Source organism: Rhodanobacter koreensis (genome assembly GCF_054782855.1).
Map to the genome: position 1 here is coordinate 171,444 of NZ_BAAGRR010000002.1, position 24,260 is coordinate 195,703.

The 24,260-nt window shown below is 61.7% G+C and carries 19 protein-coding genes; 11 read left to right on the top strand and 8 right to left on the bottom strand.

Annotation, left to right across the window (positions count from 1 at the left end; translation table 11 throughout):
- The first annotated feature begins 66 nt into the window (after window positions 1-66).
- From ACYVKM_RS06510 to ACYVKM_RS06525, 4 genes are all read left to right on the top strand, one after another.
- Window positions 67-2,145, top strand: coding sequence for an alpha-galactosidase (locus ACYVKM_RS06510; RefSeq protein WP_460876791.1), 2,079 nt, complete (start codon window positions 67-69; stop codon window positions 2,143-2,145).
- Window positions 2,146-2,215: 70 nt separating this feature from the next.
- Window positions 2,216-4,441 carry a beta-glucosidase gene (locus ACYVKM_RS06515; RefSeq protein ID WP_460876793.1) on the top strand — a complete coding sequence of 742 codons (2,226 nt, stop codon included), beginning with the start codon at window positions 2,216-2,218 and terminating at the stop codon, window positions 4,439-4,441.
- Between the two features lie 85 nt (window positions 4,442-4,526).
- Window positions 4,527-6,407, top strand: coding sequence for a beta-galactosidase (locus ACYVKM_RS06520; RefSeq protein ID WP_460876795.1), 1,881 nt, complete (start codon window positions 4,527-4,529; stop codon window positions 6,405-6,407).
- A 100-nt stretch (window positions 6,408-6,507) separates the two neighbouring features.
- Window positions 6,508-7,728 carry a glycoside hydrolase family 27 protein gene (locus ACYVKM_RS06525; protein WP_460876796.1) on the top strand — a complete coding sequence of 407 codons (1,221 nt, stop codon included), beginning with the start codon at window positions 6,508-6,510 and terminating at the stop codon, window positions 7,726-7,728.
- Between the two features lie 53 nt (window positions 7,729-7,781).
- On the opposite strand, the gene ACYVKM_RS06530 is transcribed toward ACYVKM_RS06525, so the two are convergent.
- The 5 genes from ACYVKM_RS06530 to ACYVKM_RS06550 all read right to left on the bottom strand — a co-directional run bounded on the left by ACYVKM_RS06530 (window position 7,782) and on the right by ACYVKM_RS06550 (window position 11,730).
- Window positions 7,782-8,939 carry an isovaleryl-CoA dehydrogenase gene (locus ACYVKM_RS06530; RefSeq protein WP_460876798.1) on the bottom strand — a complete coding sequence of 386 codons (1,158 nt, stop codon included), beginning with the start codon at window positions 8,937-8,939 and terminating at the stop codon, window positions 7,782-7,784.
- Between the two features lie 135 nt (window positions 8,940-9,074).
- Window positions 9,075-10,175, bottom strand: a complete 1,101-nt coding sequence (locus ACYVKM_RS06535; protein WP_460876800.1) for a Glu/Leu/Phe/Val dehydrogenase dimerization domain-containing protein — start codon at window positions 10,173-10,175, stop codon at window positions 9,075-9,077.
- Window positions 10,176-10,419: 244 nt separating this feature from the next.
- Window positions 10,420-10,770 (bottom strand): YXWGXW repeat-containing protein, encoded by a 351-nt coding sequence (locus ACYVKM_RS06540; protein WP_460876802.1) that lies wholly within the window; start codon window positions 10,768-10,770, stop codon window positions 10,420-10,422.
- A 150-nt stretch (window positions 10,771-10,920) separates the two neighbouring features.
- A complete protein-coding gene (locus ACYVKM_RS06545) occupies window positions 10,921-11,280 on the bottom strand; it encodes a YXWGXW repeat-containing protein (RefSeq protein WP_460876804.1) in 360 nt (119 codons plus the stop codon).
- A 126-nt stretch (window positions 11,281-11,406) separates the two neighbouring features.
- Window positions 11,407-11,730 (bottom strand): YXWGXW repeat-containing protein, encoded by a 324-nt coding sequence (locus tag ACYVKM_RS06550; RefSeq protein ID WP_460876805.1) that lies wholly within the window; start codon window positions 11,728-11,730, stop codon window positions 11,407-11,409.
- 469 nt (window positions 11,731-12,199) lie between these two features.
- Here ACYVKM_RS06550 and ACYVKM_RS06555 point away from each other — a divergent pair, with 469 nt between their 5' ends.
- The 6 genes from ACYVKM_RS06555 to ACYVKM_RS06580 all read left to right on the top strand — a co-directional run bounded on the left by ACYVKM_RS06555 (window position 12,200) and on the right by ACYVKM_RS06580 (window position 20,192).
- Window positions 12,200-12,802: a TetR/AcrR family transcriptional regulator gene (locus tag ACYVKM_RS06555; protein ID WP_460876807.1), complete on the top strand. Its 603-nt coding sequence runs from the start codon at window positions 12,200-12,202 to the stop codon at window positions 12,800-12,802.
- Window positions 12,803-12,812: 10 nt separating this feature from the next.
- A complete protein-coding gene (locus ACYVKM_RS06560; RefSeq protein WP_460876808.1) occupies window positions 12,813-13,745 on the top strand; it encodes an alpha/beta hydrolase in 933 nt (310 codons plus the stop codon).
- A 368-nt stretch (window positions 13,746-14,113) separates the two neighbouring features.
- A complete protein-coding gene (locus ACYVKM_RS06565) occupies window positions 14,114-17,815 on the top strand; it encodes a methylmalonyl-CoA mutase family protein (RefSeq protein ID WP_460876810.1) in 3,702 nt (1,233 codons plus the stop codon).
- A gap of 3 nt (window positions 17,816-17,818) precedes the next feature.
- The gene (locus ACYVKM_RS06570) at window positions 17,819-18,358 is read left to right on the top strand and encodes a hypothetical protein (protein WP_460876811.1); all 540 of its coding nucleotides are present in this window, start codon (window positions 17,819-17,821) and stop codon (window positions 18,356-18,358) included.
- On the top strand, window positions 18,321-18,524 hold the full coding sequence (locus ACYVKM_RS06575) for a hypothetical protein (protein WP_460876812.1): 204 nt from the start codon (window positions 18,321-18,323) through the stop codon (window positions 18,522-18,524). The genes ACYVKM_RS06570 and ACYVKM_RS06575 overlap by 38 nt, the downstream gene beginning before the upstream one ends.
- A 171-nt stretch (window positions 18,525-18,695) precedes the next feature.
- Window positions 18,696-20,192 (top strand): P-loop ATPase, Sll1717 family, encoded by a 1,497-nt coding sequence (locus tag ACYVKM_RS06580; protein WP_460876813.1) that lies wholly within the window; start codon window positions 18,696-18,698, stop codon window positions 20,190-20,192.
- A gap of 407 nt (window positions 20,193-20,599) precedes the next feature.
- On the opposite strand, the gene ACYVKM_RS06585 is transcribed toward ACYVKM_RS06580, so the two are convergent.
- Window positions 20,600-22,252, bottom strand: coding sequence for a hypothetical protein (locus ACYVKM_RS06585; protein WP_460876814.1), 1,653 nt, complete (start codon window positions 22,250-22,252; stop codon window positions 20,600-20,602).
- A gap of 207 nt (window positions 22,253-22,459) precedes the next feature.
- Here ACYVKM_RS06585 and ACYVKM_RS06590 point away from each other — a divergent pair, with 207 nt between their 5' ends.
- Window positions 22,460-23,629, top strand: coding sequence for a M23 family metallopeptidase (locus ACYVKM_RS06590; protein ID WP_460876815.1), 1,170 nt, complete (start codon window positions 22,460-22,462; stop codon window positions 23,627-23,629).
- A gap of 146 nt (window positions 23,630-23,775) precedes the next feature.
- Here the strand turns inward: ACYVKM_RS06590 and ACYVKM_RS06595 are convergent, their stop codons facing one another.
- Both ACYVKM_RS06595 and ACYVKM_RS06600 read right to left on the bottom strand, forming a co-directional pair.
- Window positions 23,776-23,964 carry a SpoIIAA family protein gene (locus ACYVKM_RS06595; RefSeq protein ID WP_460876816.1) on the bottom strand — a complete coding sequence of 63 codons (189 nt, stop codon included), beginning with the start codon at window positions 23,962-23,964 and terminating at the stop codon, window positions 23,776-23,778.
- Window positions 23,965-24,177 (bottom strand): hypothetical protein, encoded by a 213-nt coding sequence (locus ACYVKM_RS06600; RefSeq protein ID WP_460876817.1) that lies wholly within the window; start codon window positions 24,175-24,177, stop codon window positions 23,965-23,967.
- Window positions 24,178-24,260: the final 83 nt, after the last annotated feature.

A 24,260-nucleotide genomic window follows, 5' to 3' on the forward strand; every position in this document is an offset into this window, starting at 1 on the left:
TGAGGCAAATCGTTGCATGCGGGTCGAGATGGCCTGCAGATGACAAACCACAACAAGGGTATAGACATGTCTTACGTGTACTTCAACAAGCCGGACGCGACCGATCGTTCACATGGACGTGCGCCGCGCAGAGCCATGCGCACTTCGCGTCTTGCTGTGGGTGTGCTGTGCGCGCTGTTTGCGTGCGCTGGCGTGACCCATGCCGGTGACGCAGGCATCGCCAAACCCGGCGCGCCGTTGTTCGCGAATCAGGCCGGTCAGGAAAGTTTCGGCAACGCCGCGATCGGCGCCGAGTGGAAAGTGACTGGCGAACACCTGACGGACATGACGATCGCCAGCCATGACGGCAGTCAGTCGCTGACGATCAAGGCACCATTTGCCTTGACCCTGGCCGACGGACACACGATCAGCGCGGGCGACATGCATTTGCTTGCAGCGCCAGGCGAACAGGCATTGCCGATGGATGTCAAGGCATCGCGCCTGGCGGATCGCCTGCCAGGGCAGGGCATTCGCGCAAGTTTCACTGATGCGGGCGGTCGCTTCCGCATCGACTGGCAGTTGGTACAACGCGAGGGTTCGGCCTATTTGCGCGAAGTGGTGACGATCACCGCGCTGAAACAGGACGAGCACATCACCAGCGTGTCGCTGCTGTCGGCCGATGCGGCGAGTGCCGCGGTGGACGGCACCGTGAAAGGTTCGCCGGTAGTGGCCGGGCGAATGTATCTGGGCTTTGAAGATCCGCTGTCCGACAGTGAAGTGCGCGGCAAGCATGTGGCGCTGACCATGGCCCGCAGCCTGCCGCTGCGCCGGGGCCAGTCGATCACCTATTCGGCAGTGGCCGGGGTGGTGCGCGATGGCCAGTTGCGGCGTGACTTTGCTGCCTACATCGAGCGCGAGCGGGCACATCCGTATCGACCGTTCCTGCATTACAACTCGTGGTACGACATCGGCTACTTCACGCCGTACACCGAGGCACAGGCACTGGATCGCATCAACACCTTTGGCCAGGAACTTGCCCTCAAACGTGGCGTGAAGCTCGACTCGTTCCTGTTCGACGATGGCTGGGATGATCGTTCCGGCAGTTGGAACTTCAGCAAGGATTTCCCGCGTGGCTTTGCACCGCTGCGTGATGCAGCGGCCAAATACGGCGCTGCGCCCGGCATGTGGCTGTCACCATGGGGCGGCTATGGTCCGCCGGCGAAGGAGCGGGCAGAACGCGGCGCCAAGTCGGGTTACGAGATCATTGATGGCGGCCTCGCGTTGTCGGGCCCGAAGTACTACCAACAATTCCACAACACCGTGATGACCCTGGTGACCAAGGATGGCATCAATCAGTTCAAGTTCGACGGCACCGGCAATGCCGACAAGGTGTTTCCGGGCAGCGTTTTCGACAGCGATTTCAGTGCGGCGATCCAGTTGATCAAGGACATTCGCGAGGCCAGGCCGAACACTTTCATCAACCTCACCACCGGCACCTGGGCCTCGCCGTTCTGGCTGCGCTACGCCGATTCGATCTGGCGCGGCGGCGAGGACGACTGGCATGCTGGCGTGGGCACCGAGCGCGAGCAGTGGATCACCTATCGCGACCAGCAGACCTACGAGAACATCGTGATCCAGGGTCCGCTGTTCCCGATCAATTCGCTGATGCTCCACGGCATCATCTACGCGCAGAAGAACACGCGCCTGAATACCGATCCAGGGCACGATTTCGCCAACGAGGTGCATTCGTACTTCGCCACCGGTACCCAGCTGCAGGAGATGTACATCACGCCATCGCTGCTGACCAAGGGCGACTGGGATGCGCTCGCCGAGGCGGCGAAGTGGTCGCGTGCGAACGCCGATGTTTTGCGCGACACGCACTGGATCGGCGGCGATCCGGGCCGGCTCGACGTCTACGGCTGGGGCGCGTGGTCTGCGCAAAAGTCGATCATCACGCTGCGCAATCCGGACGCAAAGCCGCAGGCCGCGGTGATCGATCTGCAACGCCAGCTGGAGCTGCCCGCCGGTGCCGCGCGTCGCTTCCGCGTCACCGACATCTGGAAACATGGAGACAGCAGTGTGCCTGCCCAGCTGGATGCGGATCATGCGAGCAGCATCGTGCTGGCACCGTTCGAAGTGCTCACGCTGGAGCTGACACCGGATTGACGGCAACGCGTCCGGCAGGCGGCACGGAAGGCCGGTGACGGCAGGAATAAGACAGGTTCTTGGAGGGAGAATGCATCGACCGCGACCGATTAGGCGTGGCTGCAGCATCGGCATCCTGGCATCGGCGCTGGCCACGGCTTCGCTGTTCGCTACCTCGCTACCGGCTTCGGCGCAGGCAGATCCCGACCCGCGCGTGGAGCAGATCCTGCAGCGGATGACGCCGGACGATCTGCATCGCCTGGTGCAGAGCTACGCCATGATGGGCCTGCCGCGGCAGCCGCCCGGCAGCGTCGGTGCCGCCGGCTATGTGCCGGCGCTGCCGGCCTACGGCATTCCGGCGCTGCAGGAGAACGATGCCGGCGTCGGTGTGAACAACTATCCGATCGGCGTTGATGCGCGCGGCTGGCCGGTCGGCGTTCGAGGCAAGGCCGGCGAGGCCACGCCGCTGCCGTCGCCGCTGGGGCTGGCTGCGACCTGGAACCCGCGGCTGGCCTATGCAGGTGGCGCGATGATCGCCGGTGAGGCGCGTGCGCAGGGCATCAACGTGCTGCTGGCGGGCGGGGTCAATCTCGCGCGTGATCCGCGCAACGGACGCAACTTCGAGTACTTCGGCGAGGACCCCCTGCTGGCCGGCACGATCGCCGGTGCGGAAATTCGCGGCATCCAGTCGCGGCATGTGATCTCCACGGTCAAGCACTACCTACTCAACGCGCAGGAAACCCATCGCCTCACACTCAGCGCCAATCTCGACGAACGCGCCATGCGCGAGTCCGACCTGTTCGCGTTCGAGCTGGCGATCGAGCAGGGTCATCCGGGCGCCGTGATGTGCGGCTACAACAAGGTCAACGGCATCTACGACTGCTCGAACGCCCACCTGCTGAACGACGTGCTCAAACGCGACTGGAAGTATCCGGGCTGGGTAATGACCGACTGGGGCGCCGACCACGGCGTGTCCGATGCGCTGGCCGGAGTGGACCAGGTCTCGGGTGAGGATATCGCCGACGGTGAGAACGGCGACGGCAGTTTCGGCGCCCCGCTGATGCGTGCCATCGCCAATCATGAGATTCCCTATAGCCGTCTGCAGGACATGGCGCGACGCATCCTGCATTCGATGATGGCGAACGGCCTGTTCGCACAGGTCCACGTGCCGGTGCCACGAGCGGATGCCGATGCGAAGGTCGCGCGGGATGCAGCCGAGCAGGCGCTGGTATTGCTGAAGAACGCATCCGCGCAGTTGCCGCTGAGCGCCGGCGTCAGGCGCATCGTGCTGATCGGCGGACATGCCAACGCCGGCATGCTTTCCGGCGGCGGTTCTGCGCAGGTCTGGCCGATCGGCGGACCCGCGATCGAGCCGGTCCATCCGGAATTGCACGACAGCGCGTCGCCTTGGATCGTCTACGACCCTTCGTCGCCGCTGAAGGCATTGCAGCAGCGCCTGCCGCAGACGCGCATCGACTACGACGACGGCGGTGACCCGGTTCGTGCGGCGGCACTGGCGAAGTCGGCCGACGTCGCCATCGTGTTCGCCACGCAATGGGCGGCCGAAGGCGTCGACCAGGCCGACCTGGCGCTGCCCGGGCGCCAGGATGCGCTGATCGACGCAATCGCTGCCGCCAACTCGCATACGGTCGTGGTGCTCGAGACCGGTGGCCCGGTGCGCATGCCATGGTTGCCACAGGTGGCTGCAGTGATCGAGGCATGGTACCCAGGCGCCCGTGGCGGCGAGGCGACGGCCGACGTGCTGACCGGGCGCATCGATCCAGGTGGGCGCCTGCCGATCACGTTCCCTCGCGACGAGCGGCAATTGCCGCGTCCGCGCATCACCAGGGCCGATGCGGTCGACTATGACATCGAGAGCGCCGCGGTCGGTTACAAGTGGTACGACAGACAGCGGTTGAATCCGCTGTTCCCGTTCGGATACGGATTGTCGTATACGCATTTCGACTACGCGTATCTGCAGCTGCAGCAACAGGGTGGACGCGTGGTGGTTCATTTCGAGGTCAGCAATGACGGCGACCGCGCCGGCATGGATACGCCGCAGGTCTACGTCGATATGCCATCGGGTACCGGCGAGGCGCCGCGGCGTCTCGCCGGTTTCGACAAGATCTTCCTGCGCCCGGGTGAGCGCAGGGCGGTATCCGTGACCATCGATCCGCGCCTGTTCGCGGTGTTCGATGTCGCCGCCGACGGCTGGCGCATCAGCGCTGGGCGCTATACGGTGGAGGTGGGGCATTCGTCACGCGATCTCGTCCTGCGTGGCAGCATCGGCCTTGACGCCGCCCGCGTCGCGCCATGAATACTGGGGCGCACCATCGCATTGCGAGGCATGACGGTATCGCAAAGGCGACACATGCTATCCATCAACGATTGAAGGTCATCCCATGTTGAGACGAGATTTCCTGCGCTTGAGCATGCTGACTCCGTTGGCAGCCGCCTGCGCCGGCGTGCGTGGGGCACCGGTCACGCACCCTGCTTCGACGCAGATGCCGGACGGTCGGCGCCATCGCTTCGAGCTGTCCGCACAGCAGTTCCTGCTTGATGGCCGGCCGTTCCAGATCCGCAGCGGTGAGATGCATCCGATCCGGATTCCCGTCGAGTACTGGCCGCAGCGCATCCGCATGGCGAAGGCGATGGGGCTCAACACGATTTCCATCTACCTGATGTGGAATGCGCTGGAGACGGAGCCCGGCGTGTTCGACCTGAAGACCGACAATCGCGACTTCGCGCGCTTCATCCGGCTGTGCCAGAGCGAGGGCATGTGGGTGTACCTGCGGCCCGGCCCGTATATCTGCGGCGAATGGGATTACGGCGGCCTGCCGCCGTACCTGCTGCGTCATCCGCACATTCGCGTGCGCGACAAGGACGATCCCGATTACATGGCGGCGGTGCATCGCTACATCGCGGCCGTTGCACCGGTGATCGCACCGCTGCAGGTGGCCAACGGCGGGCCGATCCTGATGGTGCAGGTGGAGAACGAATACGCCTCGTTCGGTCACGACCTCGACTACCTCAAGCTGATTCGTTCGCTATGGCAGCAGCACGGCGTGCATGGCCCGTTCTCGATTTCCGACGGACTGGGCCAGGTGCGCAAGGAGCAGACGTATCTGCCCGACGCCGCGCTGGGTCTGGACGGCGACACCGATTTCGCCGGTGCGCAGGCGATCGCCGGCGAAATGCCGGTGTGGATGGGCGAGGGCTATCCCGGCTGGATCACCCACTGGGGCGACAAGGATTTCGCGCGCGGCGATTTCGCCGGAACGCTGCGCTCGCTGCTGCAGCAAGGTCGTTCGTTCAACATGTACGTGGTGCATGGTGGCACCAACTTCGGTTTCGGCGCGGGCGCCAACGCGGATGGCGACTACTCGCACTTCCAGCCGGTGATCACCAGCTACGACTACGGTGCGCCGATCGACGAGCGCGGTGCACCCACGCCGGATTACCACACGTTCCGCCAGCTGATCGCCGCCAGCGTGAAGCAGTCACTGCCCGGGGTGCCGGCCACGCCGCCGGCGATCCGCTTCGCGCCGATCACGCCCACGCCGCATGCATCGCTGTGGGACAACCTGCCGCCGCCGAAGCATGTCGCCGCACCGCAGGCGAACGAGCTGCTGTTCGGACAGGACCACGGTCTGGTGCTGTACCGGCGCAAGATCCAAGGCAGTGGCGGTGCGCTGCGCATTGACGGTATGCGCGACTACGCGACGGTGTTCAGCGGTGGACGTTATGTCGACTATCTGTCGCGCATGCAGCATCCGGGCTTGCGCGCAGGCGACCGCATCGATCTTCCCGCCGCCGCAAGCACGGAAACTCAGCTGGAGATTCTGGTGGACAGCTTCGGTCATGTCGGCTATGGCCCGGCGATGGCCGACCGCAAGGGCATCGTGGGAAGTATCCGGCTGGAAGGGGAAGATCTGCAGGGTTGGGATGTGCACAGTCTGCCGCTGGATGAAGCATGGCTCGCCGGCTTGCGACCACTGCGTGGCGCTGTCTGGCGGCCGGGCCTGTTCTTTCGGGCGACGCTGGTGCTCGACGGGGTGGGCGACAGCTATATCGACATGAGCGCATGGGACAAGGGCTATCTGTGGGTCAACGGCCACTTGCTCGGCCGCTACTGGCACATCGGTCCGCAGCAGCGACTGTATTGCCCGGCGAGCTGGCTGCATCAGGGCAAGAATGAAGTGCTCGTGCTCGACATGCATCGCACCGAGGCCGCATCGGTCCGTGGGCTGGAAACGCTGAGTGATCCGGATCACGTGGCGTGAGCGGTTCCAGCGACCGTCATTTGCGGGAGTCGGCCGGAAACAGCAGCGGGCGTGCGATCCTTTTCGAGCATCGCGATTCCCGCTGCAACAGGAGACCATGATGAAGATGTTTGCCTGCATTGCCGGAACCTTGATGGTGCTGGGTGCCGTTTCCGCCAAGGCAGTGGCGATCACTGCCGCCACGCCACCGATGGGCTGGAACAGCTGGAACCATTTCGCCGAAAAAGTCAGCGACAGGGACATCCGCGCCGCTGCCGATGCCCTGGTCGCCAGCGGCATGCGCGATGCGGGCTATGTCTACGTCAACATCGACGACGGCTGGCAGGGCAAACGCGACGCCAGCGGTGAAATCCGCCCGAATGCGAAGTTTCCGGACATGAAGGCGCTGGCCGACTATGTCCATTCCAGGGGGCTCAAGCTCGGCATCTACAGTTCGCCGGGCGACAAGACGTGTGCCGGCTACGCCGGCTCGCTCGGGCACGAAGCACAGGATGCGCGTACCTACGCGAAGTGGGGCATCGACTACCTCAAATACGATCTGTGCAGTTTCCGGCACGATGCGATGGAAGCTCAGTACCCCGGCAACCCGGCCGGGCAGATGCGCCTGATGGAGGCCGCGTACGAAAAGATGCGTCGTGCGCTCGATGCGAGCGGACGGCCGATGGTCTATTCACTCTGCCAGTACGGCTGGGATGCGGTGTGGGAGTGGGGGGCATCCCCGGCGGTTCGAGGCAATCTGTGGCGTACCACCGACGACGTCAGCCTCGACTGGATGTCGATCCACGCCAATGCGACGCAACAGTCGGGACTGGCGGCCTACGCCGGGCCCGGGCACTGGAACGACCCGGACATGCTGGAGGTCGGCAACCAGCTGGGCGATCGCAAACTGACCATGCCCGAGAACCGCGCGCATTTCAGTCTGTGGGCGATGATGGCTGCGCCGCTGATCGCCGGCAACGACCTGTCGACGATGTCGCCCGAAGTGCGCGCGGTACTGACCAATCGCGACGTGATCGCGATCGACCAGGATCCGCTCGGTCGACAGGGCACGCGGGCCTATGCCGACGGCGAAATGGAAGTCTGGACCCGGCCGCTGGTCGGCGGCGGTGTGGCCGTGGCCATACTCAACCTGGGTACGGAGCGCTACAGCACCCATCCGTTCCATCTGGATCTGGCACGACTCGGACTGAAAGGCACACAGCATGGCAAGGATCTGTGGACCGGCAAGCCGATCACGCTGGAGGACAGTCAGCCGATCCTGATGAAAGAGCACGATGTCCTGCTGGTGCGGCTGGACAAGCCGGTACGTATCGGCGGGTAGCGGCTTGCCTGCCTTGCGATCATGCGTGTCCGGCTGCATTTCGCCCGGCGCGGTCAGGCCTTGCCGTGGAACAGTTCGCGCCCGATCAGCATGCGGCGAATTTCATTCGTGCCGGCGCCGATTTCGTAGAGCTTGGCGTCACGCAGCAGGCGGCCGGCCGGGAACTCGTTGATGTAGCCGTTGCCACCCAGCGTCTGGATCGCCTCCAGCGCCACCTGTACGGCATTGACCGAGGCGTTGAGCAGGCATGCTGCCGGGTCGATGCGTGACTTCACCCCGTTGTCGAACTGCTGCGCCACCATGTAGGCGAAGCCGCGCGAGCTTTGCAGTGCGGTGTACATGTCGGCGATCTTCGCCTGCATCACGCCGAAGGTGCCGATCGGTGCGTTGAACTGCTTGCGTTCGCGCACGTAGGGCAGCACCAGATCCAGCGCCGCCTGCATCAGGCCGAGCGGGCCCCCGGACAGCACGAGGCGCTCGGTGTCGAGACCGCTCATCAGCACGCGCACGCCTTCGTTGACCTCGCCCACGCGGTTCTCGTCGGGGATCTCGCAATCCTCGAACACCAGTTCGCAGGTGTTCGAGCCGCGCATGCCGAGCTTGTCCAGTTTCTGCGCAGTGGAGAAACCCTTCATGCCCTTCTCGACGATGAAGGCGGTCATGCAGCGGCTGCCGGCCGGGCGTGGCGCGGTGCGCATGTAGACCAGCAGCACGTCGGCATCGGGACCGTTGGTGATCCACATCTTGTTGCCGTTGGCGATCCACACATCACCACGCTTCTCGGCCTTGCAGGTCATCGAGCCGACCACGTCGGAGCCGGCACCCGGCTCGCTCATCGCCAGCGCACCGACATATTCGCCGCTGCACATCTTCGGGATGTACTTGCGCCGCTGCGCTTCGTTGCCGTTGTGGAAGATGTTCTGCACGGCGAGGTTGGAGTGTGCGCCGTATGACAGACCCACCGAGCCGGACGCACGCGAGATCTCCTCCATCGCCACCATGTGCGCGAGGAAGCCCATGCCGGTGCCGCCGTACTCGGTCGGGATGGTCATGCCGAGCAGGCCCATCTCGCCGAACTTGCGCCACAGGTCGGCCGGGAACAGGTTGTCGTGGTCGATCTGGGTGGCGCGCGGGGCGATTTCCTTTTCCGCAAACGCATGCACGGTGTCGCGCAGCAGGTCGATGTCTTCTCCGAGCGGAAACGGACGCATCACGAACTCCTTGGGTGTGCAGGCCGCCATTTTAGCGCAGTCGGGGGCGTTGGCCGGGAAGTCGGGTGGGCGCGCGCTTCAGGCCAATAAAAAAAGCCGCCGAAGAACGGCGGCTTTTCGTGACGAACGTGTCGCTTACTGACCGCGCATGCGGCCCTGGAAGCGGGTGCCCGCGCCCATGTGCGGCAGCTTGATCTTGCCGATGGCGGCAATGCGCTCCTCGGCGAGACGGTCGGCAGCCAGGTAGGTCGGGATGCTCTGCGTCTTGCTGATCTCGAAGATGCGGCCCAGGTTGTAGTAGATCGTGCGCATCATGCGCATCGCGCGCTCGCGGTTGTAGCCGTCGATTTCCAGCGACACGTTCATCACGCCGCCGGCGTTGACTGCGTAATCCGGTGCGTACAGCACACCGCGGCGCTGCAGCTCGTCGCCGATCTCGTCGGTGGCCAGCTGGTTGTTCGCCGCGCCGCAGATGATCTTGGCCTTGATGCGGTCGATGGTCTGCGCATTGACGGTGCCGCCCAGCGCGCACGGCGAGTACACGTCGGCGTCGACGTCGTAGATCTCGTCCAGGCCCACGGCTTCGCAGCCCAGCTCGTCGACGCAACGCTGCACCGCATCCTTGTTGATGTCGGTGACGAACACCTTGGCGCCCTGTTCGCGCAGCAGCTTGATGAATTCGCTGCCGACGTGGCCGGCACCCTGCACCGCGTAGCTGTACTTGCCCACGTCCTCGTTGCCGTGCTTGAACTGCAGCGCGGCCATCAGGCCCTGCAAGGTGCCGAACGCGGTGAACGGCGACGGGTCGCCTGAACCGCCATGCACCTGATGCACGCCGGTCACGTACTCGGTTTCGCGGAACACGTATTCCATGTCGTTGACGTCGATGCCGACGTCCTCGGCGGTGATGTAGCGGCCGTTGAGCGAATTGACGAAACGGCCGAACGCGCGGAACAGTGCCTCGGACTTGTCCTTGCTCGGATCACCGATGATCACGGCCTTGCCGCCGCCCAGGTTCAGGCCGGCTACCGCGTTCTTGAAGGTCATGCCGCGCGACAGGCGCAGCACGTCGTTCACCGCCTCCTGCTCGGTCTTGTACGGCCACATGCGCAGACCGCCGAGCGCAGGGCCCAGCACCGTGTTGTGGATCGCGATGATGGCCTTCAGGCCGGCGTCCTTGTTGTGGCAGAACACGACTTCTTCGTGGCCGGTCTTGGCGATGGTTTCAAAGATCATTGGAACGGTGACTCCATGATTTACGGTGCCGGAGGCACCTACAAGGGATTGGCGGGGCTGGGGATGACCCCGTCAAAGGGCGTGAAAGCCGGAAACTCAACGCCCCGATCGAAGCCGGGGCGATGAATCAAAGCGTCAAGTTTAATACGTCGCCCCATGGGATGGTGACGCGGCGCAACAAGTCGTTGGCGTATGGGGTGAGATATCAGGGCAGATCCTGGATGGCAGCCGGATCAGGTTCGGCTCAGAGGGATACCCAGTGGCCCGGGCGGAAGTGCCAGCCATCGCGATGCTGTTCCCAGCTCGCGTCTACATAACGGTAGTCGGGCTTTTCAGGTATCCACTGGCCCGGAACCGGCACATAGTCGTGGCCATCCCAACGTGAGTAGCTGTGCGCCCATACATAGCCGCGACGTATCTGGACCGGCTCGACGACAAACGGTGGCGGCGCCCGCGGTGCCACTACGTCTCCCGCGTAAGTGCGATACATCAACGGATGATGCACGACCGGCGGCCGACCCGGTTGATCGGCGCAACCGGCGGCAAGGGCAGTGGCGCCAGCGAGCAGGGCAAACGCAACAACGCGGTGAACCATGGAATGTTGCTCCGTATCGGGAATGGATCGGGCGGGTGTCGTGACGACAGAGTCTACTGCGGTGGCATGACGTCGCTGTGGATGGCAAGAGCGAAGATGGAAACGCCCCGGCAGGCGGGGCGTTTCCACAAAGCCAGGTTACGGGATCTGTCAGCCGGCTGCCCAAACACCGACGCGCCAGTGCCAACCGTCGCGGCGCTGTTCCCAGTGCGGGTGTACGTAGTGGTAGCCGGGCCGCATCCGCTCCCAATGGCCACGTTCGGCTACGTAGTGGCGGCCATCCCAGCGCCAGTAGCCGCGGGCCCATACAAAGCCCGGTCGTGGCTCCACATTTTCCACGAACATCGGCGGCGGCGCTTGTGGCGCGATCACTTCGACATAGCCGGGCGCGGGTGCATAGGCTGGGGCGGGGCGCGCATAGACGACCGGACGCGCCGGCTCCACCACACAGCCAGCGGCAAGTGCAGTAACGGCAACAAGAGAAGCGAGTGCAACAAGGCGAATGGACATGGTCAGTGATCTTCCTGGTCAAGGTTGAGAGGAGATGTCGCGGTGTTGCGTAACAGAACGGTGTAACGTGGTTTCACCGGGCGGAAGCTTTCGCGACAGCTGTCCGCCCTCCCAGGTTTTGCATGATCAGCGGCCCCAGTAACCCTGGTGGAAGCGCCAGCCGCGATGGCCGTGCACCCAATACGCCGGACGATAGCGGTAGCCGGGGCGGGCACGGATCCAGTAGCCGCCGGCCCATACATGGCGCCGACCATCCCAGCGCCAGTAACCTGGCGCCCACACGTAACCCGCGCGCGGCGGCGGTACACGCTCGAAGCGCGGCGGAGGCGGCCCGACGTTGATGCCGACGCCGACCGAAACCTGTGCCGTGGCCGGCGGTGCATACACGACACCAGCGAAGGTCAGGCCGAGTCCGGCGAGCAGGGCCAGTTTCAGGGGCAGGCTGTTCATCATGGTTCCTCCGTTGTTACCGCATGGCGCGGCTGTGTTGACGATAACGGAGCGGAACTAGGTGTGTTGACCACCGACGTCCAGCCCGTTCAGCTTTCGGCGGGTTGGATGCTGTCATCACGCGAAGCAGCATCTACCTGGGACCGCCTCCCGGCGAAGGCACCAGCTGCCCGAGACGTCATTCCAGCCAAAGGCCTCATACACCCAAATCGTCACCCCAGCGAAAGGCCCGATCCAGCCAAATCGTCATCCCAGCGAAAGGCCCCATCCACCCAAGTCGTCATCCCGGCGAAGGCCGGGATCGCCTTCTGACTCTGCCGTTGAAGAGCGATCCCGGCCTTCGCCGGGATGACGTCACTAGGAGGGTTTCGCATTTTCCTTACGCGTAACGCGTACCCGGTGGGCGCTTCACTGAGCCGAATTACATGACTTGATGAAATGCACGAACGATCGTGCTATTTTATGGCCCATGACGACGGCACCCCATCCCGGCAAACGCGCCTCCACTCGTGACCTGATCCTGGATCACGCCTATGCCCTGGCCCGCAAGGACGGCCTCGAAGGCCTGTCCATCGGCACGCTGGCGGCCGACGTGGACATGTCCAAGAGCGGCGTGTTCGCCCATTTCGGCTCCCGCGAGGACCTGCAGCTGGCGGTGCTCGATGCCGGCGGCCAGCGCTTTGCGGCCAAGGTATTGCTGCCCGCGCTGAAGCAGCCGCGTGGCTTGCCGCGGCTGCGCGCCATCGTTGCCCACTGGTCCGAATGGGCGCGCGAACACCAGAGCGGCTGCGTGCTGCTTTCCGCGGCCAGCGAATACGATGGACGAAATGGTGCGCTGCACGATAAAGTGGTTTCGCAGCAGGCTGAATGGCGCGGTGGATTGCAGAAGGCCATCGCGCAGGCCGTGACCGAAGGGCACCTGCGCAGCGACACCGATACCGCCCAGCTCGCGTTCGAAATCTATGCCCTGATGCTCGGCCTGCACCACGACGCCGGGTTGTTCGGGTTCGACGAGGCCGGCCAACGCGCCGCGCAGGCCTTCGAACGACTCTGGCGCAGCTGGCAAGCCTGAGGAATCCCCCATGTCCTCCAAATCCACCACCGCGAGCAATCGTCCCGGTCTCGCCGCCCGCTTCAAGCTGGGTACCGTGCGTGCCGGTTTTGCGTTTGGCAGTCGGCTGGCACCGCAGCGCACGGTGAACCGTGCCGCGCGTCTGTTCGCCACGCCGTTCGCCAGCAGCCGCACTCGCGCGCAGGCGGTGCAGGGCGATGACGAGATGCAGCATGGTCAACTGCAGGTCAACGGCGAAACCATCGCCACCTATGTCTGGGGCGATCCGGTGCTGCAGCCCTATGCGCTGCTGGCGCATGGCTGGTCCAGCTTCGGTCTGCGTTTCCTGCCGTGGGTGGCGAAGCTGCGCGCGCAGGGTTTCGCCGTGGTCACCTTCGACCAACCCGGCCACGGCTACAGCAGCGGCAAGCTGTGCACCTTGCCGGAATTCACCGACACCGTGCACGCCATCGGCCAGTACTACGGCGAAGCGGCGCTGGCGATCGGCCACTCGCTGGGCGGCGCTGCCGTGACCCTCGCGCAGGACGAGGCGTGGCACGCGCGCAAGCTGATCCTGGTGGCACCGCCGGTCGACATGGCCGCGGCGGCGGGCCGTTTCTTCCGCTTCGTGCATCTGGGCGAAAACCTGCGCGAAGCATTCTATCTGTGGCTGTTGCGTCGCACCGGTGTCAGCGTCGAGCAGTTGCAGGTGCATCGCCATCTGCCCGCGCTGGGCTTGCCCGGCCTGATCGTGCATGATCTCGACGATGACGACGTGCCGTGGGGCGAGGGCGAGCGCTACGCCCAGTACTGGCCCGGCGCGCGGTTGCTCACCACGCAGGGACTCGGCCATCGGCGTGTGTTGGATGCGCCCGAAGTGATCGAGGCGGCGCTGGCGTTCGTTCGTGGCGAAGAAGTGGGCACGCGGGTGGTCGGCAGCACGAATCTGTCGCTCTGCATCTAGGTCTAGGTTCCCCTGCTTCCCTTGGCTTCAAGTCTTGAGGCTTCAATGAATCCTGGGCCTCAATGAATCCCGGGAGCCTCATGGAATCTTGCCGTCATCCCAGCGAAGGCCGGGATCGCTTCTGAGGGGTGGAAGAGCCAATGCGATCCCGGCCTTCGCCGGGATGACGCCTCGGGGCGGGATGGCGCTTCGGGGTGGGATGACACCGCGGGAGCAGCATGACGTTTCGGATGAATGGCGCCTTCGCCAGGATGACGTGTGACGGCCCATCGGCGCGTCGTTCAGCAGCGGGGAAAAGCCACAAAACTCCTTACTCCCCGGCGATCCACTAGAATCGTGCAGTTCAAGCACACGATGTCGGAGTTGCCATGAGTTCCCCCGCCAAGCACGTCCCCGCCGGCGCCACGCAGGCTGAAACCACGCCGCTGCGCTTCGTCACCGCCGCCAGCCTGTTCGATGGCCACGACGCCGCGATCAACATCATGCGCCGCATCATCCAGTCACAGGGCGCGGAGGTGATCCACCTTGGCCACAACCGCTCGGTGGAAGACGTGGTGCGCGCCGCGCTGCAGGAAGACGCCGACGCGATCGCGCTGTCGTCCTATCAGGGTGGCCACGTCGAGTACTTCAAGTACATGGTCGACATGCTGAAGGAACGCGGCGCCGGCCACATCCGCGTGTTCGGCGGCGGCGGCGGCACCATCACGCCCGAAGAGATCAAGGAGCTGCAGGCCTACGGCGTCGAGCGCATCTACCACCCGAACGACGGCATGAAGCTCGGCCTCACCGAGATGATCGAGGACGTGATGCATCGCGCCGGTTCGGCCGCGATCAAGCGCGCCGAGTCCGAAACGACTGCGGTGCCCAAGGTCGACATCGACGACGAAATCTCGATCGGCCACATGCTCTCCGCGATCGAGGAAGGCAAGCTCAGCGACGCCGAGCTCGAACACCAGCGCAAGCAGTGGAAGCTCGCCGGCAAGCACACGCCGGTACTCGGTCTCACCGGCACCGGCGGCGCCGGCAAGTCATCGGTGGTGGACGAGCTGCTGCTGCGCTTCCTGCACGCGTTCCCCCAGATGCGCATCGCCGTGCTCGCGGTCGATCCGACCCGTCGCCGCTCCGGTGGCGCGCTGCTCGGCGACCGCATCCGCATGAACTCGTTGCGTAGCCATCGCGTCTACATGCGCTCGATGGCCACGCGCCGCCAGCACGCCGCCACCAGCATCGTGCTGCACGACTGCATCGATTTCCTGAAGAGCCAGCCGTACGACCTCGTCATCGTCGAGACCGCCGGCATCGGCCAGAGCGATTCGGAGATCGTCGATCTGGTCGACTTCCCGGTCTACGTGATGACCAGCGAATACGGCGCCGCCAGCCAGCTCGAGAAGATCGACATGATCGACTTCGCCGAATTGGTCGTGCTCAACAAGTTCGACAAGCGTGGCGCCGAAGACGCGCTGCGCGACGTGCGCAAGCAGTGGAAACGCAACCGCACCGCCTTCGCGCTGAAAGACGAAGACGTGCCGGTGTATCCCACCATCGCCAGCCAGTTCAACGATCCGGGCGTGACCTGGATGTTCACCAATCTGTGCCGGCTGATGCGGGAGAAGCTGGGGTCGGGGAACGGGGAACGGGGGATTGAAAGCGCGCATTGCAACTTCCAGCCGCAGCTCGATACCACCTTGAAGTCCCCACGCGCCACCGTGCTGATTCCTGGCAGCCGCGTGCGCTACCTCGCCGAGATTGCCGAGCAGGGCCGCAGCATCAACAGCGGCATCGAACACCAGGCCGTCTACGCCAGCAAGGCGCAGCATTACTACGAGGCGTTGAAGGAGCTGGGCGATCCGCAGCTGCTGCGTCCATTGGAGCTGTATCGCAACGCCGACCTGCACCAGCTCGTCACTTCCACAGACACCTCAACACCCAAAGGCGCCGTCACCTCCCAAGCCGTCATCCCGGCGAAGGCCGGGATCGCATCCCCTGCCGCACACGAAGCGCACGACACCAAGACCGAGCAGGCCGTAGCGAAGAGCGATTCCGGCCTACGCCGGAATGACGAACATGTGGAGGCCGGGCAAGTACATGGCGAACCGGCACATGCAGAGCATGTCGTGGACCGCTCCATCCTCCTCCTCCGCCAGCGCTATAACGCCGCCCTGAAGGAACTCAGCCACGAAGCCATCCACCAGCTGCGCGAGTGGCCGGCGCTGTACAAGTCCGTCACCGCCGACGTCAACGAATACAAGGTGCGCGACAAGGTCATCCGCGTCGAGAATTACCGCGACTCGCTCAGTCACCAGAAGATCCCGAAAGTGGCGCCGCCGAAGTCGAAGGACTGGGGCGAGCTGCTCACCTTCCTCGGCAAGGAAAACCTGCCGGGCCATTACCCGTACACCGGCGGCGTGTATCCGTACCGCCGCAGCGGCGAAGACCCGACTCGCATGTTCGCGGGCGAAGGCACGCCCGAGCGCACCAACCGCCGCTTCCACTACCTCAGCCAGGGCGGGGCCGCCACGCGCCTGTCCACCGCGTTCGATTCGGTCACGCTGTACGGCGAAGATCCCGCGCCGCGCCCGGACATCTTCGGCAAGATCGGCAACTCCGGCGTCAATATCGCCACCCTGGACGACATGAAGAAGCTGTACTCCGGCTTCGACCTCAGCGCGCCCAGCACCTCCGTCTCCATGACCATCAACGGCCCCGCGCCGATGATCCTGGCGATGTTCATGAACACCGCAATCGACCAGAACGTCGAGAAGTACCTGCGCGCAGACGACGCCCGCTGGGCCGCCGCCGAGAAGCACATCGCCGAGCTATACAAGAACGTGCCGCGCCCGCAGTACCACGGCGAACTGCCCAAAGGTAACGAAGGCCTGGGTCTGGGCCTGCTCGGCGTCTCCGGCGACGAGCTGGTGGATGCGGAAACCTACGCGCGCATCAAGACGGAAACCCTGCAGGCGGTGCGCGGCACCGTGCAGGCCGACATCTTCAAGGAAGACCAGGCGCAGAACACCTGCATTTTCAGCACCGAATTCGCGCTGCGCATGATGGGCGACATCCAGCAGTACTTTGTCGACCACAAGGTGCGCAACTTCTACTCGGTGTCGATCTCCGGTTATCACATCGCCGAAGCGGGCGCCAACCCGATCAGCCAGCTCGCCTTCACCCTCAGCAACGGCTTCACCATCGTCGAGTACTACCTCGCGCGCGGCATGAGCGTGGACGACTTCGCGCCCAACCTCAGCTTCTTCTTCTCCAACGGCATGGACCCGGAGTACACCGTCATCGGTCGCGTCGCGCGCCGCATCTGGGCGCGCGCGATGCGCGAACGCTATGGTGCCAGCGCGCGCAGCCAGATGATGAAGTACCACATCCAGACCTCCGGCCGCTCGCTGCACGCGCAGGAGATCCAGTTCAACGACATCCGCACCACGCTGCAGGCGATGTACGCGTTGTTCGACAACTGCAACAGCCTGCACACCAACGCCTACGACGAAGCGATCACCACGCCGACGGAAGAAAGCGTGCGCCGCGCGGTGGCGATCCAGATGATCATCAACAAGGAGCTCGGCCTCAACTTCAACGAGAACCCGTGGCAGGGCAGCTACGTCGTCGACGTGCTCACCGACCTGGTGGAAGAGGCCGTGTACAAGGAGTTCGAGGCGATCAGCGAGCGCGGCGGCGTGCTCGGCGCGATGGACACCATGTACCAGCGCGGCAAGATCCAGGAAGAGTCGATGTACTACGAGCACAAGAAGCACGACGGCTCGCTGCCGCTGATCGGCGTCAACACCTTCCTGCCCAAGGACCACGGCGGCGAGATCGCCACCGAGATCGAACTGATCCGCTCGACCGAGGAAGAGAAGGGCCAGCAGATCGCCAACGTGAAGCGATATGGCGAGGCGCGCAATGCGCTGGCCTCAGACAGCCTCAAGGTATTGCAGGCGACGGCGCGCGATCGACGCAATGTGTTCGAGCAGTTGATCGAAGCGGTGAAGTACAACTCGTTGGGGCAGATCTCCCACGCGTTGTATGACGTGGGCGGCGAATACCGCCGCAACATGTAACCCATGTCCCGCCTGGTCGAGCAGATCAAGCAGGCCGTTGCCGCGTTTGTCGGCTGCAAGACGATGCCCGCGCTGATCGGTGGATTGGCGTTGGCTGCACATCAGGTGGTGCGCGCCACGCGCGATGTGGATTTTCTCGCCGACGCGGATGATGCGGATCGGTTGCACGAAATCCTGCTGACGCTCGGCTATCGCTGTGTCCATCGCAGCGAGGATGCGGCCAACTATCTGCGCGTGGACGAAGGACTGGATCTGCTGTACGCGCATCGCCCGACGGCACGACGTCTGCTCGCCGATGCCGAGGAACGTTCCACGGCCTTGGGGTCGCTGCGAGTCATCAGCGCCGAAGGCCTGATCGGATTCAAGCTGCAGGCGCTGGTCAACAACCCGTCCCGCACACGCGACCTCGACGACATCCGCGCGCTGTTGCGCGCGCAGCGCGGCAGGCTCAACATGCAGGAAGTGCAGGAGTACTTCGCGCTGTTCGACCGCAAGGAGATGCTGGATGAATTACTCGCCGAAATCGCCAATGACAAAGCATGACGGGCTCCGCGAGCCGCTTGTCGGTGGCGACGTGCTGGATGTCGTGCAGGCGGGCAGGGGTGATCTGTCGGATTGGATGGAGTTGATGGAGGCGGTGGAGGCGTTGTGCCCGGTGTGGCCGAGGGGGAAACACCCGATGGGGAAGCAGTTCGAGTTCAAGCTTTGAAGAACACGAAGGGGGTTAACTTACCTCCGTCCTGTTTTCCGGTCCGAGGCGGTGAAGTACAACTCGCTGGGGCAGATCTCGCACGCGTTGTATGACGTGGGTGGGGAGTATCGGCGGAATATGTGATTTGCTGCGTATCGATGAAATGCTAATCAATTGAGAGGCAAGGGAATGAGCAGTTGGTCAATCGTGCTTTCCGATAGCGAGTTGTTTGGCAACGAAATGGCGGAAGACGAAGAGGAGACACTCTTTACCTCCTACGCTTATGAACGAGAGGAATTCTCTGCATTTCTCGATTCCTCCACAAAATTAAAAGTTGTCCGTGCTTACAAGGGTGAAGGCAAGTCAGCACTCCTTAGATGGACTTATCTGAGGCTTCGAGATTTTAAGAATGTAATAGTTCATACGGCTTATGCAAATTCCATTGCCCCGTCGCTCAGCGCAAGCTCAAGTATAGACAATATTAAGGCATGGAAGGAGTCATACATTAAAACGGCGGCGTCTGCTGTTGGTGCGCGACTCGATTTTAAATTCAATGATGACGTTCTTTCCTTAAGAGAGGAGGCGGAACGAGGTGGATTCGCAGAGCGAGGATTTGTCGCTGCTATTCTTGCAAGACTGACCAAATTGCCAGGTGGCCCAACAGTTGCTGGCGCTGCAGACCCCGCGAGCGCGCTGAGACGTGTGGCTGGAGCCAATGACCTTCAGATATGGATTATTGTTGATGACCTCGACGAAAATTTCCGTGATATTGAGACGGACTGTTTAAAAGTTATGTCGGCACTTGTTGCAATGAGACAGTTGAGCAATGAAGTGCGAGAAATCAGATTTCGAACCTCCATCAGGCCTAGCACATGGGCAATCATAAAGAGAAAGTTCGAAGCATTATCTAAAGTAGAGCCCTATGTGATTGACCTGCAATGGTCGCACCCACAGCTCGAGCAAATGTTGGCGAACCGGGTACGCTCGTACCTATCTCGGAATAGCGGTCCCGCTGTCGCAAGTGGCCGTCTTAAAACCATGGGCGCAAAAGACTTGGTTGCGCTTGCGTTCGACGATCCAATGCCATGGGGTAGGAAGCATGTTCAGGATGGTGTGATTGACGAAGTTGAGCAGCAGCACAAAAATCGAGCCCCTTCGGTGATCGTTGCAACGCTGTCGCGCTATCGGCCGCGATGGATGATTGAGCTCTGCAAGCTTGCGGCTATCAGCGCGATTAAGCGCAATAGCGAAAAGATAGGGTTAGATGACTTAACTGCAAGACTAGAAGCCTTTGGGAAGACACGCATAGACGATCTTATTGCGGAATTTCGGGCTCAGTGCGACAAAATTGAACTTATCATTCAGTCGTTCAAAGGAAAGTCTGAGCAATTCAAAACTGATGAGTTGGTAAGACACATTAAGGCCAATTTGAGTGGGCGTGATATTCGTATAGCGGGCACTTCGGGGCGGCCATCAGATACTGAAATAATAAGATTTCTTTTTCAAATAGGATTTCTTACTGCGAGACGGGATTTGGCAAATGGTGAATATAGACATTATTCGTTTTTCGATGAGCCTACTTTGCTTTCGGACGGTGCAAACGACTTGGGTGCAAGTTGGGAAGTGCCTTCTTGCTTTCGGCAAGCGCTTCAACTCAAGAACGCCGCCCGCCGTATGCCTCGGTAGTAATGAAAAAGAGATAATATGGAAACTGGGACGGAGGGGCGAAACAAAGGTGAAACCTAGGGGTCAGAGTTATTTATTTGTGCTCTGATTCGCTTTGATTTATTCATAACTCATAACGGGGTCGGGTCCAAAACGGGGTCAGGTTCACTTACCCAACGCAACAAAGGGGTCAGAGTCATTTAGTTCCATCAAAGCGGTTCTGGTTCGCTTTGATTGCGGAGCAAGGATCACGCCGCGCGATTTCGCGCAAATCCTTAAGAGTAACGTGTCCAATCGATGCCGTTGAAGAAGCGCAGCTGTCGATCACTAACTCGCTGTACGACATGCTGCGGCATATGGGCGAGGTCGCGATTGAGTTGATGAAGCAGGAGAGCATCCTTGCTCTCCAATAAGCATTTGTTCCAGTCCTATTGCGAAAAACTGACCGCAACTGCTGTAAATCTTGTCCTAGGCGGCGTTCCAGGTGCCGGACAGTTTGGATCTGGGGACGGCCCACAAACATATTGCTGTTTGAACACTAGCCAAGGACCCTGGCCAACTGCAGCTCCCGTTGACCAGTTCGGGGTCTGGCTGTTTTGTATAGCAGCTACGTCTAGGAGAGCTGGGTAATTATTTCCCGTCCATCCTTGCGAAGAAGAAGAGTTGAAAACGGGTACGTTAAAGCTAACAGGTTGGGACCAATTAACGAAATCAGATGACAGTGAATATGCCATCATGTTCGGCGCGTTGGCCAAATTAGCTGATGCAATCGCGCCTACCATTATAAATTTTTTGAAATAGGTGCTATAACCGAGGTAAGTCGGAAAGATTCCTGCCAAACGGTTGTCGTCAACACAATCAGCGCCGTTTGATACATCGACACTGTATCCTGAGCCATCCCACCCACGCCACGATGATGGGACGCTGAGGTTATTTGTTCGGATCGGGCACCTACGATCGCCCCCGGATGACAGATTATCGACCGCTAGTGCGTAGTAATAGCCATCACTGTTTAGAAGGATATTTGTATTGGTGAAATACCCGGTCGGCCCTGCAGTATTTGGCGTATACGAAGAGGATGGTCTTGCGATAATCTGCTGAGGGGGCGTTGAGCCAAGAAGCTGAAAAGATGAGCTACCCATTGGCATTTCAGCCATATCGAGAGCAGTGTAAGTGCAGTCGTATGGGTTGATCATCGTTCCATAGGGCTGCCCTAGGCTGCAGCCAGTGGACGAAGGGATCTGGAAGTTAGCATTGGGAAAGTAGCCGCCGTAGTACTCATTGTGAATCAGTGAGAAAACATTCCCGTTCGCATCTTTGAAGAACCCGAACAACCATTGGTTGCCGTTGAAGTCAGTGCTCACTGGATCTTGCGGGCTCGTAAGAGCTGATGCGCAATTAACCTTAAAGGCATGGGTCTCTGTCCCTGATGCATTTATCTGGCCCGATACCAAATAGCTGAGGTTTTTCCCGTCATCTGAGAGCGTAGAAAATTCAAGAACGACACCGTTATTGTCCGCAGAGGGGAAGGTTACGGGGTAAAGTGGCGTATCGATTAAGGGAGAACATCCTGACAATGAGTCATAGATGGTGTCATAGATTGCAAACTGAGAACTGATGGCAACGGTACCGCCCCCATTTGTTGCTAGCGTATTGGATGGGATCTTGAATACTCCACTAGGCGATAACTGAGTACCACCCGAAGAATTGATTCCATACCCATATACGAGATCCCCGGCCAAAAACTGGCCTGCTGGGAGCAAAATAGAAAACCTGTAATTTGCGCCATTGGTGCCGCAAGCTGAGGCAATTGCCGGCTCACTCGGACCGTCAGCTGTATAGCGATTTACAAACTGGCCTGATACTGATGACTGAGAGGAGTATGGCTGGTTCAGATAAATATCTACTGGGATCGGATTTGGATTCCCGACCTGGCATGTCCACCCCGTAAGCAGAGGGTTGCCATTTGAGTCGCTTTGAAAGCCATCTATATTTCCTATGACTTGCCCTGTGGCTGATGCTCGTCCAGAGCAAAATATCCCAAAAATTGCAAGAGCAAAAACTAGCGAAACGGACTTCATCTAAATACCCTCCGGGTTAAAAATAGGCCCCGAAACGGGGTCAGGTTCACTTATTTGATGTCGGCGTGGGGCGATCGTCAGCAAACATGGGGGCAGAGTGAGGTGGTCCGAGTTGACGGACACCTTTTGACGGTCGCTTCGGAGGCTCGCGTTGAATTACGCTGGCGCGCCACCGTTGTTAGTTCGTGTTAGGAGGTCGATGTGTCGATGGAAAGAAGCCTTGCCTGCCTGCTGTATACACTGTTGTTCTGCTGGATGGCGCCTGCCACCGCACAGCAGGCACTGGCGCCGGTGGAGGCACGCGTGCCGTATGCTCCGGCCGCGTTTGTCGGTAGCGACGGGCTGACGCATCTTGCCTATGAGCTGCATATCACCAGCATCTACGGCGACACTGGCCCGTTGATGCCGCAAGGTTTGGACGTCTACGCAGACGATGGCGGCACGCCGCTCGCCAGCTTCAGCGCGGTCGATCTGGCGGCGATGAGCCGACCTTCACCGGCCGAACATGCCCCGTTGAGCATCGAAGCCGGCAAGCGCGTGGTGATCCATGTCTGGTTGACGCTGCCGGCAGGGAGCGCCGCGCCGCATACCTTGCGTCACCGAATCGCCTTTGCCACGGCGAAGCACACGACCGAGCTGCTCGACGGTGTGCGCGTGCCGCTGAACACCGAGGCGCCCATGCTCATCGGGCCGCCGTTGCGCGGTGGACTCTGGTTGGCGCACGAAGGGCCTGGCAATGCCCATTCGCATCATTGGGGCAGCCTGGTGGCGGTGAACGGGCAGGCGACCATTCCGCAGCGTTACGCGCTGGACCTGGTAGGCATCGATTCGCAGGGCCACGCGATGCGTGCGGACGTAAAGGATATCGGCAAGACGCGTCATGCCGACTGGATCGGTTACGGCGCGGACGTGCTTGCGGTGGCCGATGGCGTGGTGCGCGACATGCGCGACGGGCAGGACGAGCATGCACCGCTCAGCCCGCAGCCCGAGCCGCAGTCGCTGACCGCGCATGGCCTGTTCGGCAACTATGTCGTGCTGGAGCTCAAGCCGGGTGTGTTCGCCAGTTATGCGCACCTGCAGCGCGGCAGCGTGAAGGTGCGCGTGGGCGAGCGTGTTCGTCGCGGACAGTTGCTGGGACGCCTGGGCCAGTCCGGCAATTCCGCTGCCCCGCATCTGCACTTCCAGCTTTCCAATGCCGCGACGTTCGAAAGTTCGGAAGGCCTGCCATTCGTGTTTGACCGCTTCGATCTATTCGGGCTGGAAACCGAGGCTCAGCTGTTTGGTCAGGGCAAGCCATGGACGCCGACGACTCCCTGGCATCGTCAGGCGCAGCTACCGTTGGACGATGTGGTGATCGGGTTCCCGGTGTCTCGCTGAGATGATTGAAAGGGTCTGAAGTGGTTCAGAGACCGAGGTATCCCCACGAATTCATGCAGGCATCTGCATCTAGGTAGAAAACAGGGAGCAGAGCGCACTTTCCGCGGTTGTTTTTTGGCTCGGATGTTTTGCGCTGACGTGTGCGTTCAATCTTGCAGCCAGCTCATGGCCTGGTCGCGCTCGTCGTAATCGAATTTACGGACCTTGGCCAGCATCAACGGATCGAGTACATGGTCGACGAATGTACCCATGGGGCTGTCAGTGACCGGCACGGTCTTGCCGATCTTGTCGTGCACGGTGTTGACGAACTTCAGGTGTGCGAACAGGGCGCCCATTTAAAACCGGGTCAGGTTCATATACTGGCCGGCCTTCCCGGCCTCGCCAATAATTCCGCTGAAAATCACCGTGTGCATATCAAGCTCACGGGAATCCGGCAGCACGCCAATCCGCGATGCAGCCACGTGCGGTGAGCATCCCGTTCGTACCTTTCTTGCCAACGACATGCTGCCATGTTCAAAGAGAGAGTTCCTGCGCCGACGCAGGGCCATCTAGATGTCCGATGCAATGAAGCCGGACCTGGCTCTTGGGTTTCTTTGCGAAGGCTCCGCATCCATGCGGAGCCTCCAGTTCC

Bases quoted from the DNA above. Each gene is read 5' to 3' on its own strand.
- ACYVKM_RS06555 (WP_460876807.1), top strand. From the start codon at position 12,200: ATGACGACGGCACCCCATCCCGGCAAACGCGCCTCCACTCGTGACCTG.
- ACYVKM_RS06560 (WP_460876808.1), top strand. From the start codon at position 12,813: ATGTCCTCCAAATCCACCACCGCGAGCAATCGTCCCGGTCTCGCCGCC.
- ACYVKM_RS06510 (WP_460876791.1), top strand. From the start codon at position 67: ATGTCTTACGTGTACTTCAACAAGCCGGACGCGACCGATCGTTCACAT.
- ACYVKM_RS06515 (WP_460876793.1), top strand. From the start codon at position 2,216: ATGCATCGACCGCGACCGATTAGGCGTGGCTGCAGCATCGGCATCCTG.
- ACYVKM_RS06530 (WP_460876798.1), bottom strand. From the start codon at position 8,939: ATGCGTCCGTTTCCGCTCGGAGAAGACATCGACCTGCTGCGCGACACC.
- ACYVKM_RS06520 (WP_460876795.1), top strand. From the start codon at position 4,527: ATGTTGAGACGAGATTTCCTGCGCTTGAGCATGCTGACTCCGTTGGCA.
- ACYVKM_RS06550 (WP_460876805.1), bottom strand. From the start codon at position 11,730: ATGAACAGCCTGCCCCTGAAACTGGCCCTGCTCGCCGGACTCGGCCTG.
- ACYVKM_RS06535 (WP_460876800.1), bottom strand. From the start codon at position 10,175: ATGATCTTTGAAACCATCGCCAAGACCGGCCACGAAGAAGTCGTGTTC.
- ACYVKM_RS06575 (WP_460876812.1), top strand. From the start codon at position 18,321: ATGAATTACTCGCCGAAATCGCCAATGACAAAGCATGACGGGCTCCGC.
- ACYVKM_RS06585 (WP_460876814.1), bottom strand. From the start codon at position 22,252: ATGAAGTCCGTTTCGCTAGTTTTTGCTCTTGCAATTTTTGGGATATTT.
- ACYVKM_RS06580 (WP_460876813.1), top strand. From the start codon at position 18,696: ATGAGCAGTTGGTCAATCGTGCTTTCCGATAGCGAGTTGTTTGGCAAC.
- ACYVKM_RS06600 (WP_460876817.1), bottom strand. From the start codon at position 24,177: ATGGCCCTGCGTCGGCGCAGGAACTCTCTCTTTGAACATGGCAGCATG.
- ACYVKM_RS06525 (WP_460876796.1), top strand. From the start codon at position 6,508: ATGAAGATGTTTGCCTGCATTGCCGGAACCTTGATGGTGCTGGGTGCC.
- ACYVKM_RS06545 (WP_460876804.1), bottom strand. From the start codon at position 11,280: ATGTCCATTCGCCTTGTTGCACTCGCTTCTCTTGTTGCCGTTACTGCA.
- ACYVKM_RS06540 (WP_460876802.1), bottom strand. From the start codon at position 10,770: ATGGTTCACCGCGTTGTTGCGTTTGCCCTGCTCGCTGGCGCCACTGCC.
- ACYVKM_RS06570 (WP_460876811.1), top strand. From the start codon at position 17,819: ATGTCCCGCCTGGTCGAGCAGATCAAGCAGGCCGTTGCCGCGTTTGTC.
- ACYVKM_RS06565 (WP_460876810.1), top strand. From the start codon at position 14,114: ATGAGTTCCCCCGCCAAGCACGTCCCCGCCGGCGCCACGCAGGCTGAA.
- ACYVKM_RS06595 (WP_460876816.1), bottom strand. From the start codon at position 23,964: ATGGGCGCCCTGTTCGCACACCTGAAGTTCGTCAACACCGTGCACGAC.
- ACYVKM_RS06590 (WP_460876815.1), top strand. From the start codon at position 22,460: ATGGAAAGAAGCCTTGCCTGCCTGCTGTATACACTGTTGTTCTGCTGG.